At 68.8% G+C, this 19,377-nt stretch carries 14 protein-coding genes; 10 read left to right on the forward strand and 4 right to left on the reverse strand.

Annotated features, from left to right (window positions below; all coding sequences use genetic code 11):
• Positions 1–497: 497 nt before the first annotated feature.
• From POL25_RS31235 to POL25_RS31245, 3 genes are all read left to right on the forward strand, one after another.
• Complete coding sequence (locus POL25_RS31235) at positions 498–2,969, forward strand: serine/threonine-protein kinase (protein ID WP_272089923.1); 2,472 nt, start codon at positions 498–500, stop codon at positions 2,967–2,969.
• A gap of 13 nt (positions 2,970–2,982) precedes the next feature.
• A complete protein-coding gene (locus POL25_RS31240; protein ID WP_272089924.1) occupies positions 2,983–3,798 on the forward strand; it encodes a hypothetical protein in 816 nt (271 codons plus the stop codon).
• A 322-nt stretch (positions 3,799–4,120) separates the two neighbouring features.
• Positions 4,121–5,491 (forward strand): hypothetical protein, encoded by a 1,371-nt coding sequence (locus POL25_RS31245; protein ID WP_272089925.1) that lies wholly within the window; start codon positions 4,121–4,123, stop codon positions 5,489–5,491.
• A 3-nt stretch (positions 5,492–5,494) separates the two neighbouring features.
• Here POL25_RS31245 and POL25_RS31250 read toward each other — a convergent pair whose 3' ends face one another.
• The 3 genes from POL25_RS31250 to POL25_RS31260 form a co-directional block, all read right to left on the reverse strand.
• Positions 5,495–6,730 (reverse strand): hypothetical protein, encoded by a 1,236-nt coding sequence (locus POL25_RS31250; protein ID WP_272089926.1) that lies wholly within the window; start codon positions 6,728–6,730, stop codon positions 5,495–5,497.
• 170 nt (positions 6,731–6,900) lie between these two features.
• Complete coding sequence (locus POL25_RS31255) at positions 6,901–8,349, reverse strand: serine/threonine-protein kinase (RefSeq protein ID WP_272089927.1); 1,449 nt, start codon at positions 8,347–8,349, stop codon at positions 6,901–6,903.
• Positions 8,350–8,476: 127 nt separating this feature from the next.
• On the reverse strand, positions 8,477–10,009 hold the full coding sequence (locus POL25_RS31260; protein WP_272089928.1) for a DUF4215 domain-containing protein: 1,533 nt from the start codon (positions 10,007–10,009) through the stop codon (positions 8,477–8,479).
• A gap of 295 nt (positions 10,010–10,304) precedes the next feature.
• Between POL25_RS31260 and POL25_RS31265 the strand changes: the two genes are divergently transcribed.
• Together POL25_RS31265 and POL25_RS31270 are read left to right on the forward strand one after the other, a co-directional pair.
• Positions 10,305–11,573 carry a PQQ-binding-like beta-propeller repeat protein gene (locus POL25_RS31265; protein ID WP_272089929.1) on the forward strand — a complete coding sequence of 423 codons (1,269 nt, stop codon included), beginning with the start codon at positions 10,305–10,307 and terminating at the stop codon, positions 11,571–11,573.
• 1,156 nt (positions 11,574–12,729) lie between these two features.
• Positions 12,730–13,938 (forward strand): hypothetical protein, encoded by a 1,209-nt coding sequence (locus POL25_RS31270; protein WP_272089930.1) that lies wholly within the window; start codon positions 12,730–12,732, stop codon positions 13,936–13,938.
• 302 nt (positions 13,939–14,240) lie between these two features.
• Here the strand turns inward: POL25_RS31270 and POL25_RS31275 are convergent, their stop codons facing one another.
• Complete coding sequence (locus tag POL25_RS31275; RefSeq protein ID WP_272089931.1) at positions 14,241–15,134, reverse strand: LysR family transcriptional regulator; 894 nt, start codon at positions 15,132–15,134, stop codon at positions 14,241–14,243.
• A 101-nt stretch (positions 15,135–15,235) separates the two neighbouring features.
• On the opposite strand from POL25_RS31275, the gene POL25_RS31280 reads away from it, so the two are divergent.
• The 5 genes from POL25_RS31280 to POL25_RS31300 all read left to right on the forward strand — a co-directional run bounded on the left by POL25_RS31280 (position 15,236) and on the right by POL25_RS31300 (position 19,197).
• Positions 15,236–15,982, forward strand: a complete 747-nt coding sequence (locus POL25_RS31280) for an SDR family NAD(P)-dependent oxidoreductase (protein ID WP_272089932.1) — start codon at positions 15,236–15,238, stop codon at positions 15,980–15,982.
• Between the two features lie 75 nt (positions 15,983–16,057).
• Entirely contained in the window at positions 16,058–16,873 is an 816-nt protein-coding gene (locus POL25_RS31285; RefSeq protein ID WP_272089933.1) for a hypothetical protein, read from the forward strand.
• A 154-nt stretch (positions 16,874–17,027) separates the two neighbouring features.
• Positions 17,028–17,813 (forward strand): class I SAM-dependent methyltransferase, encoded by a 786-nt coding sequence (locus tag POL25_RS31290; RefSeq protein ID WP_272089934.1) that lies wholly within the window; start codon positions 17,028–17,030, stop codon positions 17,811–17,813.
• Positions 17,814–17,929: 116 nt separating this feature from the next.
• Positions 17,930–18,808: a DUF2391 family protein gene (locus tag POL25_RS31295; protein WP_272089935.1), complete on the forward strand. Its 879-nt coding sequence runs from the start codon at positions 17,930–17,932 to the stop codon at positions 18,806–18,808.
• The gene (locus POL25_RS31300) at positions 18,805–19,197 is read left to right on the forward strand and encodes a hypothetical protein (protein WP_272089936.1); all 393 of its coding nucleotides are present in this window, start codon (positions 18,805–18,807) and stop codon (positions 19,195–19,197) included. The genes POL25_RS31295 and POL25_RS31300 overlap by 4 nt, the downstream gene beginning before the upstream one ends.
• The last annotated feature ends 180 nt before the right edge of the window (positions 19,198–19,377 follow it).

A 19,377-nucleotide genomic window follows, 5' to 3' on the forward strand; every position in this document is an offset into this window, starting at 1 on the left:
CGCCCCCACGCGCGCGCCGTCCCCCCTGCGCCCGCGAACCCTCCCCCCGGCGGCGCGGCAGGCTCATGCGGCGCCCGGGATCTACGACCCCTCGACGCAACCCCGGAAGCGAGCGCGCCCGACACGGAGCCGACCGCACGCCGCGCCATGAAAGCAAACCACCGGTCCCGCTCCCCGACCCCACGCCCCGCGTCACGACATGACCCAAGAGACAGACGGTATCTCCTCACCGCGACGCATCGTCCTGCCGCGAACATCCGATCGTCTCTGCGCCGAAGACAATCGTGCCACAGGCAGATCCGTCCGGCCGCGAGTCCGAGCTCGCGGCGCTGTCGTTGCTTTGGCGTCTCCGATGGGACCTCCCGGTCGCGCAATGCTCTGGCCCGCTTCAATCTCTTGCTGCTGCAAGGATCGTTCATCCAAGCATTTCTACCGACCTGCCTGAACGTACATGATGATGTGTTCAGGTCGCAAGGACACCCGATGCTCGGGCGCGTATGGCAACCTGGGCTGCGATGGACAGCTCCCCGACGCCGGCTCCGCGGACCTATCCCGCGTGGCCCATCCATATCGAGGCCGGCTCCGACTACCTCGGCGAGGTGATCGACGGCCGCTACCGGATCCTCGAGCGCCTCGCCGTGGGCGGCATGGCCCACGTGTTCCTCGCCAAGGACTTGACCCGTCGCTGCCACGTGGCGCTCAAGCTCCTGCACCGGACCGGCCCGGAGTCGCGGCGGCGCTTCGAGGACGAGGCCGAGGTCCTCAGCAACATCCGCCACCCGCACATCGTCCGGACGCTCGCGTTCGGCCACACCCTCGACGCCCGGCCGTACATGGCGCTCGAGCACCTCGAGGGCGAATCACTGTCGCAGCGGCTCGCTCGCGGCCCTCTGCCGTGGCGCGAGGTCGCCGAGTTCGGCGCCCAGATCGCCGGAGCCCTGCACGCATTGCACCGCGCGGGCGTGGTGCATCGCGACGTCAAGCCCGACAACATCATGATCGCCCACGACGCCGGTCGGCCCGTCGCCAAGGTCATCGATCTCGGCCTCGCAAGCGTCGGCACTCCGTTCCACGAGGTCCAGGACGCCCGCTTCGCCTCACAGGTGCCCGAGCGCCACAAGACCGAGCTCGGTCGCGCGATCGGTACCCCCGCATACCTCCCACCCGAAGCCGGTCTGCGCCCCGCCGAGCCGCGCCTCGACGTCTACTCGCTCGGCGCCACGCTCTATCTGCTGTGCACGGGGATCTTGCCCGATCCGTCCGACCTCTCGCCGATCGCCGAGGTCTGTCCCGACAGCGACGCCCCTGACGACCTCTCGCGCTTGCTGCTCGCCGCGCTCGATCGCGAAGTCACCGAGCGCCTCCCTTCCGCCGATCACCTGCGGCGCGGGCTCGACGCGATCCTCGCCGCGCACCCCCAGACCTCGCGGCCGCTGTTCGGCGGTTGTTACGATCGCCTCGAGGTCATCGGCATCGGCGCCAGCGCCGTCGTCTACCGCGCCTCCGATCGTGCGCTGTCGCGGGAGGTCGCGCTCAAGGTCCTGCGCGCCGCCAGCCCGAGCGAGGACGATGCGCTCCGCTTTCGCCGCGCCGCCAAGATCCTGTCCGCGCTGCGCCACCCGAACATCCCGCAGATCCACCATTTCGGCGTCCATCCCGGCGATCCCGCCCGGGACGAAGGTCAGCGCTTCGCGGTGATGGAGCTGTGCCCCGGCTCGCCCGCGTCGCAATTCACCCGGCCTGACCGGCACCTGCGACCCGACGAGGTGATCGCGGTGGGCCACCAGCTCGCGAGCGCCCTCGAAACCGTGCACGCGGCCGGCCTCGTCTACCGCGACCTCCACGTCGGCAACGTCCTGATCGCGCGCGGCGATCCGCCGCAAGCCTGGATCTTCGACTTCGATCAGGCGCAGGTGTCGCCCGAGTTCTACGCCCGCGTGACGGAGCGCTGGGCCACGCCCCCCGAAGATCGCATCGAACCAGCCCGCGAAAAGCCCTTGCAGCGCATGGACTACGCGCCGCCCGAGGTGCGCGCCGGGGCAGCCTTCACCACCGCGAGCGACGTGTTCGCGCTGGGCCTCCTGCTCTACCGCCTGCTCACCGGGCTGCGCCCGTTCCCACCCGCAGCCAGCGAGGCGACACCCGCCCGCAAGGTCTGCCGCGGCTGCCCCCCCGGCCTCGAGCATCTTCTGAAAAAGATGCTGCACGCGGACCCACGAGAGCGCCCGACGCTCGCGTGGGTGCAGACCAGCCTCGAGGACGAGCAGGCCGAGCTCGACGCCGAGCGCGAAGCGGAGCGCGAGGAGGCGGCCGCCAGCGCGTCCCCTCCCGCGACCGCGAGCCCGCCCGAGCCCGCAGCGGAGCCCGCTCCCCCGCGCGTCGCCGCGACGAACGCCCTCGGCCCAGCCCCGGCATCCGTCACCGCCCCACCGCGAAGGCTCGCCCGCCTCGCGCTCGTCCTGTTCGCAACGCTCGGCCTCGCCGCCGCCGGGTGGTGGTTCCGACCCGCCTCGCCCGCGCGCGAGCAGGTCCCCGCGACGCCAGTCACTCCCCCCGCCGTTCACGCCCATGACAATGTCCCCACGGACATGTCTCATAGAACACATGATTCCGCGCTCGACCCCCTACCCGTTCCACCGCCCATGCTCGCCCCGACCGCCGCGCCTATTGTCGAGACCCCGCACGAAACCGCCGCCACGACGCGCCCCACGCGTCCGCGCAAGCAGGACCCCGTGGCCGCCTGGGAGGCCCGCATGCGTAAAGTGGAGGCCCGCGCGCGCCGCTGCCTCGCCGCAGCCCGCACCGAGCCTCGCCGCGTCGTCGTGACCTGGACGCCCGGCGCGCCCGCCGAGTTCGGCGGCGTCTCGTCCGGCTCGGTCCACGCGCAATGTCTCCGCGACGCGCTCGCCGGCCTCGACCTCCACGACCTCCGCCGCCGCCACACCTTCTTCGAAGAGAAGCAGCCTTGACCGAGAGACCGCCATGCTGATGCGCATCACCCTCGCCCTCACGATGCTCGCACCTCCCGCGCAGAAGGACGCCGACGCGGCCTACAACGCGGGTGATTATTCGCGGGCGCTCGAGCTGTACCTCGAGCGCGCCGAAGCTCCCGACGTGCACCGCCCCGAAGCCCTCCACGGCGCGCACGACAGCCTGCTCGCCCTGCACGACGACACCACCGACGCCGCCTATCTCTGCCGCGCGCTCGCGCTGGCCCGCGAGCTGCTCCTCAGCGGTCCCTTCACCGACGCAGACGAGCGCGCGGCATGGCTCGAGATCGAAGCCCGGGACATCGCAAAGGGCGAGCGCGCTGGCATCACCTGCGCGGCCGCCCCCCCGAAGGACCCACTCGCATCGCCACCCGCAAAGGTCGATGCGCCCGCGGAGCCCGCCGAGAACACTCCACGCGCCGAAGGACCCGAGCCGCTGCCCGAAGGCGGCAAGGCGCCAGTTCGCCCGCGAGGCCGCGTCATCGCCGGTGCGAGCATCCTCGCGGCCGCGGCCGGACTGGCCGGAGGGATGGCCGCCAGCCTCGTCGGGCGACGACAGGCCAATGCGACGATCCTCGCCATCGACGCCCAGGCCACCGCGGAGCAGCGCGACCTCTCCGCTCCCGAGTTCGCGGAGGCGAACGCCGCCGATCGCAAATATCAGGGCCTCACGATCACCGCCGGGCTCCTCGGAGCTGCCATGGTTGTAAGCGTCGTTACAGGTTTGGCACTGCTCATCGCGCCGCCGTCCCGTCGCCCTCACGCACGGCTGCGCGTGCAGCCAGGTACACTCCTCCTCTCGTTCTAGGCCCTTGCGAAGATTCGTCATGCTGAATCGCCACGCCCTCGAGATCTCGAGCGCCTTGCTGGTGCTCGCCGCGTGCTCCCTCCACGCCCCGGCCTGGTACGGCCTCACCGACGAAGCCCCGCTCGGCCCGGACCCCACGAGCAGCTCGACGAGCGCCACTACCACTGACGCGCCACCCGACCCCGACCTCGGCGAGACCGCCTTAGGCAGCACCACCGAGGACGGGAGCGCGAGCGATGGCTCGAGCTCAGGAGAAGCCGGCGACGACGACGACGGCAAGGCGATCCCCATCGAGGTCAAGCTCTCCCTGTCTCCGTCACCGATGGTCGACGTCGGCGAGGTGCAGGTGACGGTCTGGACATCACGGCCGGTCGCGTCGATCGACATCTTCGACGGCGACGTGCCGCTGGTGCTCGGCGCTGCGCCGGTGAACCCCGTCCACGTGTTCGAGGTGACCTCGGACGATGTCCCCGGCGACGGCTCGCACACGCTCCGCGCCGTCGCCCACGCAGCCGACGGTGTCCGCGGCCAGGGCCAGGCGGAGCTGACGATCGACGTCCAGCCCGGCGGCACCGACGTCTGGCCGCCCTACGTCAAGGCCGGACCGGTCAACGGCTTCACCAGCGCGGCGATGCTCGGCAACGGGATCGCCACCGCGGGCTTCTTCGAGACGAACAAGGGCCTCGAGGCGGTCGCGGTGCGCATCGACGGCACGAAGGGCCAGCCCGAAGGCGATCCCGTATTGCTCGGCGCGGTCGCCGTGACGGGCGGCGGCCGCGGACCGGCGATCGCAGTCGGCGAGGACGACACCGCGTTCGTGGCCTGGACCATGCCGGAGAACGGTTCGACGCGGTGGGCCATGTCCCGCGTGAAGTTCGGCGAGCCGAAAGAACCGACGACGATCGGGCCGCTCGGGACGAAGGTCCACGCGATCGCCGTCGCCGACGACGAGACGCTGATCCTCGTCGGCGCCGACGAGGTCCATCCCGGCACGCACGACCTCAAAATCTGGTGGGTCTCTTCGACGGGCGGCGGCCAGGTCCTGGATGAGCAAACATTCGCGGCGCCAAAGGAAGACGACTTCGCAAACGCGTGGGACGAGGTCGGCCGCGGCGTGGCGATCGTCGACAACGAGGTGATCGTGGTCGGTGAACGCCAGCTCATGGACCAGAACAATTTCCTCGCCCGGCGGACCGTCGTACTGCACTACGCCCTGGATGCTGAAGCTCTCACTGAATGGACCTCACCGGGCGAACTCCTGGATGAAGACGCAGGAATGGCGATCTCGCCTCTGCGTGCGGGCGGGTTCGTCGTGACTGGATGGGGCCGCGAAAAAGGATCGGTCCGTCAGGTGCTGACGCGCTGGTTCTCGGCTGACGGCGAACCGAGTGCCCTGAGGATCGAGCCCACTCCTTCGAGCGATGCGCTTGGGTTCGCGGTGGGTGAAGACCGCGAAGGCAAAATCATCATCGCCGGAGCGCGCGAACAATCGCAGACCGATGCGAACGCCTGGATCTTCGCCGTCTCCGGATCGATCGGCCCGCATGCCTGGGGGGTGCTCCGCAACGGACCCGGCCAGGGTCCAGACGAGGCTGCAGGGTTGGCTATCGATGCGTGGGGCTACAGCTACATCGTCGGCAGCGAGTTCGACGGCTTGCAGCCACGAGCGTTCGCGCTGCGCCTCTACCCGTAGCGATCACTGCGGAACGAACACCTCGCACTGCGACTTGATCATCTTGGCGACCGCCTCGAAGTAGTCCGTGTAAGATCCCGCGCAGATCGAGCCGAACCGGGCGTTCGGCTGCATGAGCTCTGTCCAGGTGCGGAGCTTGTGTTCGACGCCGGGGGGATCGTAGCCGCAGAGGCCCGCAGGATCATCGACGTCGGTCGAGATCACCAGCAACACCACCGCATCCGCCTCGCCGCCCTTCGCGTCGATCAGCGCGTCCCTCCAGTCCTTTGCCGTACCATCGCTGAATTGATCCCCGGTATCCTGGATGGCGACGACGACGAGGAGCGCGTCCGGTCGCAGAAACCCCTCGTTGCAGCCGCCCGGCGCGTTGATGGCGTCGGCGACCGCCTTCACGGTCGCCTCCGCGACCTGGTCCGCACCATTCGTCCCGAGCGACGCGACGCAAGTGAACGCATGCTCGAGATCCGATGACTGACCGGTGTCGATGTAGCGACGGCCGCTGGTGAGGTCGCAGCGCTGGTTCGTCGCGTTGTCGCCGCGTGGGAACGTGACGCCAGCGCCCTGGACGGAGTCGCATGGCTCCAGCGTCGCGGTACATGGATACTCGGGCGTCTGGGCGCAGACATCCCCGCAGCCCTCGCACCACGGCAAAACCCACGAGCCGAAGGTGTTGGTAGACAGGATGTGATAGTCGAAGTCCGCGAACTCGTTCTCGAGCGTGGCGACGAACCCTGGAAAGCTCGCCTTCAGCTTGGCTTGCTGGCCCTCCATGGTCTTCGCCGAGCTGATCGTGAACAGGAGATCGACCTTGCCCTTGCACCCCGGCGGCGGACCATCCCCACCGTCCGGGACCATGCCGACATCGCGGATCCCGCCCGAAGAGGTGGAGCTGGAGGACGTGCTCGAAGCCGTCGAAACGCCTGCGGTCGAGTCTTCGCCCGAAGCGCTGGAGGTCGTCGTCGAACCCGCAGTCTCGCCGCTGGTGCTCGCAGTGCTCTCCGGAGGCGCAGTGGTGATGCTCGTACTGAACACTGTCATGCCACTGCCGCCCCCGTTACAGGCGGCGAACATGAACGAAGCGAGCGCGAGACGACGCACACCCGAAGCGTAGCGCTGGCCGCCAAAAACTTCACGCTGGCAACGCCGCTCCGGCTGGAGTTCGCGCCAACTTGGTCGGAGTTCGCGCCAACCACACGGGAAGGCAAGAAAAAAGAATCTATGCCGCGTCAGCGGCGACACGGAGATTATCATCGCGGGCAAGTCCTCAAGAACTCTACGCAACCCATCGCGCTAGGTTAGCCTGACAGCGCCTTCGGACTGCATGAGCGCTGAGCTGACATACATGGCCAGCGGCGCTCATCGAGTACCTGAATTTTTGATGAGCGATACCGTCCCCGGCTGGCATTTAGCTATCGCTCAGGCAGGTGCGACGGGTACCTCATGCTGGATGTCGCGGCTTCAGCGAGCCATTTCTTCCAACGACCGATGAACCACTCCTCACCTTCACCATCGATGGGCCGCGGCGGGCGTGGCGTTACATCCATTGAATGCATCGATTTTGACAGCGCCAGGTCTGCATCACGCAACTGGCTGTTATGGACAAGCGCAAAGGGCTGACTATGAACAGGCCCGTGGCCAAGCCTCCAATGCCCCGCCTCGAACCATCGATAAGAGCCGGATCTACTCGGATCTGCGTACCATAGATTCGCCGAACGCTCGCGATAACTTTTATTGCTCGATTGAGTCACCTTTACGACCCACCCTGCAACCACATCCCAGGCTGAACTCTCGAACTTCCCAGCAGGGATGAGTTGGAACCGACTTTCGATCGACAACACCCCTTCCCCCAGCGCGATACTTGCGTCATCCTCACGATGAGCCATTGGGCTCGCACCGATGATTTCGCTAAAGATGCGCTCCCGGAGTTCCTCGAGGATAGAGTCGCCGGCATGAGCCAATTCTACTCGTGCTTCTTCTGCAGCACGTTGGCGAGCGGCGTGCGCGTCGCTTGCTAAGGCTCGTTCCGCCACGATCGCCCCCGCAGCAATGATGGGGTCGTGCAGAAGGACCTTCGCTTGAGCACGCTCCAACTGCTCGATCAAGCTGGACAAGGATGGCCTCGCACCGGTCGGCTTCCGAAGACATGCGGCGAGCATCTGACGGAGCGCAGGGCTAGCAGACACGCTCGGGGGCGTTTGCTGGAGATGGCAGCGCTGAAGATCATCTTGCCCCGCGAATGGAGGCAGACCCGTCAACAACGCAATCCCGATGCATCCCAACGCATATATATCGGTTGCCTTGGTGGGAGCTTCGAGGCGCCATTGCTCCGGTGCTGCGTAATGCCCAGATAAAAAATCCCGAAGGGTTCGGAGCGACGTGCTGTCTTCAACGAATTTTGCAATACCGAAATCTGCAACCACCCATTTGCCTTCATATCGAAGGACGTTATCGGGCTTCAAGTCTCGGTGTACGATGTCGTGGACCTCGCTCAATCCACGCGCGATATCCATGAGCACCGCAACTGCCTCGCTCTCTGGCAAAGCTCCCCCATTAAGGCGGCCTTGCAATGAGCCCTCCGCACGAGGCATCACGAGGAAATATCCGCCGCCGTCAGCGTCGGATCCCCAATCCAGTATCGGCATGACGTTTCGAAGGGTACGCGTCGCCAGAACGGCGGCCATCTCCATCTCCCGATGCCCAGCGGCCTCGTTGTTGATATGGAGTTTCTTCACCGCCACCGCACCACCAGCGGCATCATGTCCTGCATAGACTGCCCCGAAGCCCCCCCGCCTCCCCAGCGGTGCGTTCGGATCAAACCGCCACTCCGACCGCTGTAACCGAATGACTTGCTCTTCCACAGTGACCTCGCCTTGCCGTAACGCCGTTCAACTCTGCAGTTCCCACGAGGGGAGCCAGAGGCTGCCGTTGATCATGCCCAATCCGGGTTTGAAAAGCAATACCGCCAGCAGCATGTTTACCCACCTCTCACCGCACGAAGATCTGCCCTGGCTTCCCGTTGAGGTCGCCGCCCACGCACGAATCGTAGCACGTGCGCCACCCGCTCGCCGTCAGCCCGAACCCGTTACCGTCGACATCGCGCATGTGGAACGAATCCACGTTGCTCGTGTAACCCAGCCACGCCAGCATCGACGCGCCGTTCGGGCACGCCCCCTGGATCGCCGTCGGCTCGCCGACATAGTAGTGCGTGTTTTGATGCAGCTCGACGAAGTTCGCCACCACCGTATGGCGATAGATCGTGCCTGCGAACGCCTTGCTGCCGGCGTGGTCGCCGAGCAGCACCTGCGTGAACTGGACCGCCTTGCCTGCCACGTCGAGCGCGTACGCGTTGCCGTCGTCGGCCAGCGAGCCCTGGGCGGCGCGCCAGCCGAAGCTGCCGCCGTTGTCGGTGTCGGCGCAGCCGGGGGCTGACGGCGTGTTGCGGGAGCGGCCGACCAGCGTCCAGCCGCCGCCGTCGATCGTCATCTCGCAGTACACGTCGAACGGCGCGCGCGGCCCGTCGCCGTCGACATCGATCTGGTACACCCCGTTCGGCGTGCTCGGCAGCCCGCTCTTCAGCTGCTTGCAATTCGTCGGCAGGTTGCACGAGCCGTTGACGCACGCTCCGGTCACGCAGTCCGTGTCGGCCGCGCAGTTCTTGCCCTTGTTGCAGGCCTTGCAGCTGCCGCCGCAGTCGATGTCGGTCTCCGGGCCGCTCTGGATCGCGTCGCTGCAGCTCGACACCTTGCATTCGATCGTGCACGCGTCGAGGTTGCTGAGGTTGGCGTCGTCGCACTCCTCGACGCCCGCCTGCACCTTCCCGTCGCCGCACTCCGCGTTCAAGCACGTGCTGAGGCACGCGTCGGTGTCGTCCTGATTGCCGTCGTCGCACTCCTCGTTCGGCTGCAGCGCCCCGTCGCCGCACGTGGCGCTCTTGCACGTCGCCGTGCACGCGTCGGCGTCGTCGTCGTTGCCGTCGTCGCACGCCTCGCCCGGCCCCACGATCCCGTCGCCGCACACCGCCAGCGCGCACGCGTTGGTGCAGTCGTCGGTGTCCGTCTCGTTGCCGTCGTCGCACGCCTCGCCCGGCCCCACGATCCCGTCGCCGCAGCCGGCCGCCTCGCACGTGCTCGTGCAGTCGTCGCCGTCGTCGGGGTTGCCGTCGTCGCACGCCTCGACCCCGTCCAGCACCAGCCCGTCGCCGCACACCGCCAGCTTGCAGCCGGCCGTGCATTCGCCGGTGTCGTCGTTGTCGCCGCCGAGGTCGCACTCCTCCTCGCCCTCGATCTTGCCGTCCCCGCACACCGGCACCGGCGGCTCCATCCCGCCGCTGCCCATGTCGTCGCCCGGACCGCCGCTGGTCGGTGCGCTCGTCGACACGTCGGTCGCCGAGCCCATCGTCGACGGCGCCGTCATCGTCGCCGGCATGGTGGCAAATCCCGTCGATGGATCCTCGCCGGTGGCGCAGGCGACGAGGAAGGACGCGGCGACGACGAGGCACGGGGCGGCGATTCGGCTCACGGCGAGCCACGCTAGCAGACGCGGTCGCACCTCCTCAAGCCGCGCGAATTCGCCGCTGCGCACCCGACGATACGCCTGCAAGCGCCGGAGGCCCGGGCACGCCCCCGCAGTCCCGCGGCGTCGCCGACGCCACCCGCATCACCGCCGCGCCACGCACCGGCAGCGCCAGCAAAATCACATGTCCGAAGAGACATCCGCTCGACATCGCCGCCGGCACCGGGCCGTGACATCGAAGTCGTGGAGACACGCACTGGCAGCGCCCGCGGCTGTCGTGCATCCTGCGAGCATGGCCTCGATGACGCCGCGTCACGTATCGATCTGGGGCGCATTGACGTGCTTGCTGGCAGCATGCGGGCCCGGGGCGCCCGGTCATACCGCCTCCGCATCGAGCTCGGGGTCCGGCTCCGCCGCGAGCTCCGACGCCACCGCCCCGCCGAGCACCGGCGGCCCCGGCCCCACCGCCGCCAGCGCGAGCGAACCCGCCGTCACCGACACCGACCCCGGCCCCGACACGGCGCCCACCACCACGGCGACCTCGAGCGCCGACACCGGGCCCTCGCACGACGATACCTCCGACACCGACATCCCCCCGCAGCCGGGCGTGCCGCTGGACCAGTTCACCTGCGCCGACGCCCGCTGGCGCTTCGTCGAGCCGACGCTGAGCTCACCGGCCAACGCCCGCGTCGATTCGCGCGGCCACCTGCGGCTCACGAGCCATTGGGCGCTGCTGGAATTCGACGAGACCGGCGCGCTCGTGGGCCAGATCGAAGTCCCGCCGCCGTGGGGCTGGGGCGGTATCGACGCGGCCGACAATTTCTACGTGTCGTTCCTCGACGAGGGGGCCGCGCGCAAGGGCCTGCGCAAGCTCGCGGTCACCGGCGAGTCATTGTGGCAGACCGATCGCGGCCCCGCACAGGCCAACGATTTCTCCGGCCGCGTGACGGTCGCGCCCGACGGCACGACGCTCATCGCCGGCCGCAACGATACGCGCGCCGAGCGTTACGACCCCGCCGGCGCGCTCGTGTGGGACAAGACGCTGGCCGACAAGCGCTTCGACGATCCATTCGCCATGAACACCGCCGGGGTCGCCGCGGCGATCCGCTACGGCGTCGACGGAGCCGTCCTCGCCCTCGCGCCCGACGCCTCCGTGCTGTGGGAGCGGCCCTTCGGATCGCGGGGTCGAGCGTTCGCCGACATCGACGAGGGCGGCGTGGTGGTCGCGGCGTCGCTGAGCTGGCCGCCCCACGTGATCCGCCTGGCGAGCGACGGCGCGGTGCTGTGGGACAAGACGATCGAGCTGCCGATGCTCGCCGACGGCCACGTCTCCGCGGTCGCCACCAACGAGGTCGGCGCGATCGCCCTGGCGATCGGCGCGACCCTCCACGACACGCAGGTGGCCCTGGCGCTGCGGCTCGGCCCCGACGGCGAGGTGACCGCGCTGCACGCCTGCGATCCCACCAGCGATGGCCAGGGCATCGCGCTCGACGAGGCCGGCACGATCTACCTGGCCGGCGTCGTCTGGGCCGAGGACGGCGAGCACCTGTTCGCGGTCGCGCTCGAATGATCGCAGCGCCGACGTGCGCCTCGCTCCCCGAAAGCGATGCCATCACCCGGCCCTGGAGCATAATCGGCGATCTCCCGCGGAAGCGATCTGCGATCGCATCGGCCGCGCGGCGGACTTCGACGCGATGACAGCGGCTCGCCGCATACGACGCTGAAGTGGCGACTCTCGCGGCATCGATCGCACTCGGCCATTAAGTAGTTTGCGACGACGTCATTGGCCTCGCCGCGCCGCCCTGACGCGACGATCGGTCCGCCGAAATTTCGCGCCCGGCAGCGCCGGGCCGCGCGACTCCGACCGCTCATTGGCGCGGCGCTGCGGTCTGAACTCACATGGCTCGAAGTTCAGGTCGCCGATCCCAAAGGCCCGAGCCTCGGCGAATATGCGCCGGCGAAAAATCGTGGACGACCGGGGCTCACCGCCCCGGCCGATACGATCTCGTCGCCCCACGCTCGCGTCGCCCCTGGCGATCGCGGCTTTGGGTCGTCTTTGTCCAATCGATCGCTCGGAGGCGCGCATCGAGGAACGTGGCCAGGGTGCCCACCCCGCCCTCGCGCTGTTTCAGACCCTGCGACAGGGCCGCATTCCTGAGGCTGCTCAAGCATTCAGTATGCTCCGGGCGTGGTGTCTCCCGCACTAAAACCGCACGAGGTCGCCAGCGCGGAGCAACTCGGCCGGTTGGTGTCGCCGGGCAGGGTTGCCGAAATCTCCAGAGGCGGGCGCAGCTCGGCTCGCCGCCGCGGTCGCCCTCGTGCGACAGGCCCAAGTCGAAGGCGAGACGGTGGCGTGGATCCAGCCCGAAGGGGGCGGCCTCCTTCCGAGCGACCTCGCGGACAACGGTGTCGACACCGACGCCCTGGAGCGCGGCCACGCCGGCCTCGCGCGCGCGGCCGAAATGTCGCTGCATGTTGCTCAATGCAGCGCGCTGCATCCACGGGTTTTCGTGTCGAAGTTGGCGCGAATGCGGCGTGGGGTCCAAAGACCATCGGGGCGCAAACGAACGTTACAGCGTGCTCTCCCTAAACCAAAATGGGCGCTTTGTGGACGTCGCATTTCGCTTGCGTACCGTCTGTCGCAAGGGTAGAGGAGCCATGGTCGGTGCTCTCCATTCCGGAGAACGCCGCCGTCTGCAGCGAGACGATACGAGGAGCGCATTTCCATGGCCATCGCGAGCAACACCGTTGTCCTCTACAAAGACGCCAACTTCAGCGGTACGCAATACGTCATCGACGTCTATCGATACACCCCGAAGATGGTTCAATCTATCTCCGGAACGAGCATGCAGGACCAGGCCACGAGCCTGCGCTACAACCTCCAGCGGGGGTGTGTTGTCACGTTGTTCCAGAACAACGTGGCCTCGCTGAACTTCCCGAGCCTCAAGGGGGCGGGCAAGGTCCTCGACCTCATAGGGGACGGTGCGGAGCACGAGGTCAGGCTGTCGGATTACGGCATGAACGACTGCGTGTCCGCGTTCTGGTGGCGGCAGGTTGACCTGTCTCAAGGGTACATGGAATTGTACGACGATGCCGATTGCCGCGGGCAACACACTACGATCTTCATCGCGGAGTTTCCCGTCAACAGCGAGCCCTACAACGTGGACGGCTGGCAGGTCGACGATAAACTCAGCTCCGTCCGATGGATGGGCATGGCCGATACCATCGTCGTCATACTCTACGACCACGCCGACGGAACCGGGTCGTCCTTCTCGAACATCAACAACGGGGACGGGGAGTGCCTCAAGCTGAGCGCCTACAGCTTCAACGACAAGACCTCCTCGTTCAAGGTCACCCGCCTCAAAGCGGTCAAGGAGGAGATCAAGCAGGTCGTCATCCACAACGTCGAGCCATATAACACTTCACAGACGCAGTTAAAATCGGACGGCAAGGTGAACGGGGAGAATACCACCGCGAAGGTCGATTGCACCTACACCGCGACCGTCACGGAGACGACCTCGGTCACGGTGACCGAGTCGCACACCATTGGCGCCGCCCTCCAGTACACCTACCAGTGGCGGAGGACGCCGGGGTCGGACCAGGGATGGGATCTGACGCTTGGCATGACGTACGATTACACGAAAGAGCAGAGCAACACGAACTCCACCAGCAAGACCATCGGGCTGTCCTTCAGCCAGGAGTACGAGGTCCCGCCGAAATCCACGTGGCACTTCTTGTGGATCGCCAGCATCGGTAGCGTCGACGAGAAGTTCACCGCGACCGCGATCCGCTGGTACGACATGCCGCTCAAGGGCACGGTCCTCGACGGCGGATTATTCATGCGGGAGGAGACGCTGACCGGCATGTTCACCGGCGTGATGTACCTCGACAATTACAGCGATTTCTCTACGAAGCCCATCGAGAGCGCCGAGTGACGCCGAGTAGTAAACTCGGCCCGTCGCAAGCGTCGACCCGCTCGACGCCCCGAAGCGGGCCGTCGCATCGTCAGTTCAGATGCCGGCGGCCGTGCCGCCGACGCATCGCTGCGAGCGCGTCTCCCCGGCGCGGCGGCGACGGGAGCGCGGATCTGTCCGAATGGACATATCCGAGCGCAGAGGGAGTGAACTCGCCGGTGAAGTCGAGGGAGCCCTCGTCGTAGCCGCTGAATCGCAGGTCGACGACAAAGACCGCGCGCGAACGATTGATGCATGTCCATCAAGTCATCCACGCATTCGCATCACCCCAGCGCCCCGCGCAGGTGCTCGACGAACGCTCGCACCCGCGGCGTCCCGCGCAGCTCCACCCGGTACAGCGCCGCCACCGAAGCCCCTGCCGTCGTCCACTGCGGCAGGATCGCCCGCAGCTGCCCCGCCGCCAGCTCTTGCGCTACCAGCCAGTCGGGCAGCAGCGCCACCCCCAGGCCCGCCACCGCCGCGTCGCGCAGCACCGCCAGCACGTTGCAGGCCAGCACCTCGCGCACTGGAACCACCTCCTCGCGCGGCCCCTTCGTGAAGCGCCAGCGGATCGCCGGCGCCCCCGAGCCGAACACCTGGACCAGCGCGTCGTGGCGGGCCAGCGCCGCCGGCTCTTTCGGCTCGCCGCGACGGCGCAGGTAGCTCGGCGCTGCCACGGCCACGCGCGGCACCGTCGCCAGCGGCACGCCGATCAGCCCGTCCGCGGCTGACGGCACCAGCGTCGTCGCCCGGATCGCCACATCGACGCCGTCGCCGACCAGGTCGGTGATGCGGTCCTCGAGGCGCAGATCGATGCGCAGGCGCGGGTGCTTGGCGAACAGCGCTGGCAGCGTCGGCGCCACCCGCAGCCCGCCGAACGTCACCGACGCCGCCACCACCAGGCGGCCCTCGACCGCATCGCTTCGGCGCGCCCCCGCTTGCGCCTCCTCCACCTCGCGCAAGATCTGGACGCAGCGCTCGTAGTACGTCCGACCCACCTCCGTCACCGTCAGTCGCCGCGTCGTGCGCAGCACCAGCGTCGCCCCCAGCTCCTCCTCGAGCGCGCGCAGCTGTCGGCTGATCGCCGGCGTCGACAGTCGGAGCCGGCGCGCCGCCGCCGACAGGCTCCCGCCCTCCACGATCCGCACGAACGTCGCCATCTGGGCCAGCAGGTCCATCCTTCGAGGATTTCCGATTGTTGCGCCGCACGCAAGGGTGACTTGCGGCCGGCGGGTCTACTGCGCGCCGCCGCCTGCCCTCATCTTCGGCCGCACCCACCATGACAACTTTCACCGACAAGATCGTGCTCGTCACCGGCATCTCTTCTGGCATCGGCCTCGCCACTGCGCGGGCCTTCGCGGCCGCCGGGGCCCGGCTCGTGCTCGGCAGCCGCGACGTCGCCGCCGGCGAGGCCCTGGTCGAAGAGCTGCGCGGGCGCGGCGGCGAGGCCCTGTTCGTCGCCACCGACGTCACCGCGCCGACCGGCCTCGAGGCGCTGGTGGCCGCTGGTCTGCGCCGCTTCGACCGCCTCGACGTCGCCGTCAACAACGCCGGTATCGAGGTCACCGGCACCCTCGAGGGCGGCGACGAGGACGCCTTCGACCGCGCCTTCGCCACCAACGTGAAGGGCCTGTGGCGGGCGCTGCGGGCCCAGATCCCGGCGCTCCGGCGCGGCACCGGCGGCGCCATCGTCAACCTCGGCTCGGTCGCCGGCATGCGCGGCATGCCGGGCGCCAGCGTCTACGCCACCAGCAAGCTCGCCGTCGAAGGCTTCACCCGCTCCGCCGCGCTCGAGCTCGCCCCGCACGGCATTCGCGTCAACGCCGTCGCCCCTGGCCCCGTCGCCACGCCGATGCTCGATCGCTTCACCGGCGGCCACCCCGAGATGATGGCCGCGCACGTCCCTCTCGGCCGCCTGGCCCGGCCCGAGGAGATCGCCCGCGCCGTGCTGTGGCTGGCCTCCGACGACGCCTCCTACGTCACCGGCACGACCCTCGCCGTCGACGGCGGCTTCCTGGCCCGCTGACCGGCGACCCATCGCCGGCGCGACGCGTAGCGCGGCTGCTTGCGGCGGCCGCCACCGACGCGGTACTCCTGCGCCATGCGCGTGTTTCGCTCGTTCGGTCCGCTCGTGTGGACTGTCGTGTCGGTGGTCGCTTGCGGGTCCGATTCGAACGCGACGGACACCGCGACCGGCGTCGAAGCCGAAAATCCGCGCGAGGTCTGCGACCGTTACCTCGTATGCATCGCAGCGGTCGCGCCCGCGGGGCTGCCGGCCGCGCAGATGGGCTTCGGCGACGACGGCTCGTGCTGGAAGGGCAGCGACAAGGACGCCCGGCTGTGCATCGACGCCTGCGGCGCCGGCCTGAAGCAGTACCACGAGCTGTTCCCCGGCAGAGGCGAATGCGACCTGTGCCAGGACCATGACGATTGCGATCGAGCCGCCGGCGAATTGTGTTACCAGGGCGAATGCACCGTGACGACCTGCGGCAACGGCGTGGTCGAGGACGATGAGATCTGCGATTCAGCACAGTCTGCCTGCGACGCCGACTGTCAGGGGCCCTCGGCGTGCAACCCGCTCTCGGGGTACGGCTGCGAGTCCGACGCCTGCGCCCTCTATGCCGTCGGCGGCAGCGACCCCGGCATCATCGCCCAGTGCGCCCAGTTCACGGTGATCCCCGCGGGCGAGGCCTGCCAGATGACGAGCCTCGGGCTGTGCGAGCCCGGGTTCGCCTGCACCTCCCCGTCCCAGCTCCCGACCTGCGACCCCGGCGGTCAGGACGGCTGCTGCGCGCGGCTGTGCATGGTGAACGCGGCGACCGAATGCGCCGAGGGTGAGGACTGCGTCGCGTATGCGCCGCCCCTCCATACATTGCCCGCCGACCTCGATTACGTCGGCGTGTGCGTCCCTGGGTGAAGGCGCTCGGCGATCGCGCCATTCGCTCGGACCGCCGAGAATCGCGGGATCGTTCGCGCGGCGACATGTCCTCTCGAACATGTCCTTTAAACCGGCATCGACGACGCGCTCGCGCCTGTTCCCAGCAGGCCGCCTCGCGTTGTAGACTGCGGCCGTGCGCCTCGCTCTCCCGCTGCTCCTGCTGTGCGCCTGCGCCGCTCCTGTCGCCCGTGGCGGCGCCTCGGCGCCCACCCAGGCGCCGGAGCCCGTCGCCGCGGCGCCCACCGATCTCGCCGTCCCGGCCGCGTCACCGCCTCCGCCCGAGGTCAACGTCAACCCGGGCATCAACGACTCCTGGCGCGGCAGCGACACCCGGCGGTTGACCCGGCGGCTCGAGTCCGAGTCGCGGGAGATCTGGGTCCAGCGCCAGCGCCTCGTCGACGCCGTCGCCGCCCGGCCCGGCGCCGTGATCGCCGACGTCGGCGCTGGCTCGGGGTTCCTCACCTTGCTGCTCGCGCGCGCCGTCGGCCCCGGCGGCAAGGTCTACGCCCTCGACATCAACCACGGCCTGCTCGCCAGCATCGCCGCCGACGCGCGCGCGGCCGGGCTGCACAATGTCGAGACCCTCGTGACGCCCGAGGATCGCACCCCGCTCGCCCCCGACTCCGTCGACCTCGTGTTCATGTGCGACGCCTATCATCACTTCGAGTATCCGCGCAGCATGATGCGATCGCTGCGCGCCGCCCTGCGGCCTGGCGGCGAGCTCGTGCTCGTCGAGCTCGAGCGGATCCCCGGCAAGACCAGCCAGGCGATGCTCGATCACGTGCGCGCCGGCAAGGATGTCTTCCTCGCCGAGCTGCTGGCTGACGGCTTCGAACTCGTGCGCGAGGAGCCCGTCCCCGAGCTCGTCGAGAATTACGTCCTGCGCCTGCGCCGCTCCGCGGACCCGGCTGCGCCCTGAGCCTGCGCTCGCGGTCGCATCGCGCGTCGAGCGAGCGCGAGGTCCACGTCCGGCGGACGGCGCCGCTGCCGCGCGAATCTGCCCCGCGGCCTCGTGTTACAAGCGAGCAAGCAAGCATGAGCGCCGCGCCGAACGACGACCCGGGGGCCCTGCGCGCGAGCGATCGCCGGCGGTCGCCCGCGGTCGGTCAATCGTTGCAGGAGTACGGGCGCGGCATCGCCGGCGGCCTGCTCTTCAGCCTGCCGCTGCTCTACACCGGCGAGATCTGGCGGGCGGGCGAGCTGCTCTCGCCGGAGCGGCTGCTGCTCGGCCTCGGCGGCGTGTTCGTCCTGCTGCTCGGCTACAACCGCTACGCCGGCCTGCGGCAGGACGCCGGTCGGCTCGAGGTCGTGCTCGACTCGGTCGAGGAGCTCGGCCTCGGCCTGTTGCTCTCGGCCGCGCTGCTCGCCTTGCTCGGGCGCATCGACCTCGCCATGGCCGGGCCGGAGCTGCTCGGCAAGGTGCTCGTGGGCGGGCTCGCGGTGGCGATCGGCGTCTCGGTCGGCACCGCCCAGCTCGGCGGCGGCGACGACGACGACTGCGGCATGACCGGCGAACGCGACGACCTGAGCTTCTTCGGTCAGATGGCGCTGTCGCTGTGCGGCGCCGTGCTGGTGGCCGCCAACATCGCCCCGACCGAGGAGATCCCCGAGATCGCGGGCACCCTGCACGAATGGGCCCTGCTCGGCCTCACCGTCGTCACTCTGGCCGTCGGCGCGCTCGTCCTCCACTTCAGCGATTTCCTCAACACCCGCCCCGCCGATCGCGCCCACGCCGTGCTGATCGGCTCGCTCGCCAGCTACGTCGCCGCCATCGTCGCCTCGGTCGCGCTGCTGTGGTTCTTCGGCCGCTTCGATCGCTGCGACCTGCCCGCCTGCCTCGCGCAGACCCTCGTCCTCGGCCTCCCCACCGCCATCGGCGCGTCCGCCGGGCGCCTGCTCCTGCAAGCACGATGACCATCCGCAAAAATTGGCTCGAATGGAGCGTGTTCGGCGTCGGCCTCGCGCTGGTGCTCGGGATCGTCGGCTACCTGATCTTCCACGCCGTGTATCACGAGGACCTGCCGCCGCGGCTCGGGCTCACGCTCGGTCAGAGCTGGCGCTCCGACGACGTCGAGCCGCCGCACTTCGTGGTCCCGGTGACGATCACCAACCACGGCGACCGCACCGTCGCCGACGTGCTGATCGAGGTCACGCTGGTCCAGGGCGACACCGTGCTCGAGCGCAACGAGCTGCGCCTGCCCGAGGTCCCGCGCCGCGGGAGCCGCGAAGGCGCCGCGACGCTGCTGCACGAGCCGGCGCCGAACCAGCTGCGCGCCCGCGTCCTCGGCTACGGCGAGCCGTGACAGCGCGCGAACGAACGAGCGCGTAGCGGCGTGACATCGAACGGATGACCGAGCGCGTCCCGGCTCGTCGGCGTCCGCGAGCTCGGTTCCCGCTCCGACCTCGAATGATTGTCGCATCGACGCGGCAGCGCGCTCGAAATTCCGCCCATAGTCGGGCCCCACGGGCCCCACAGCCCTGCG

Origin of the sequence: Nannocystis bainbridge (assembly GCF_028368995.1) — a bacterium.
Taxonomy (GTDB): domain Bacteria; phylum Myxococcota_A; class Polyangia; order Nannocystales; family Nannocystaceae; genus Nannocystis; species Nannocystis bainbridge.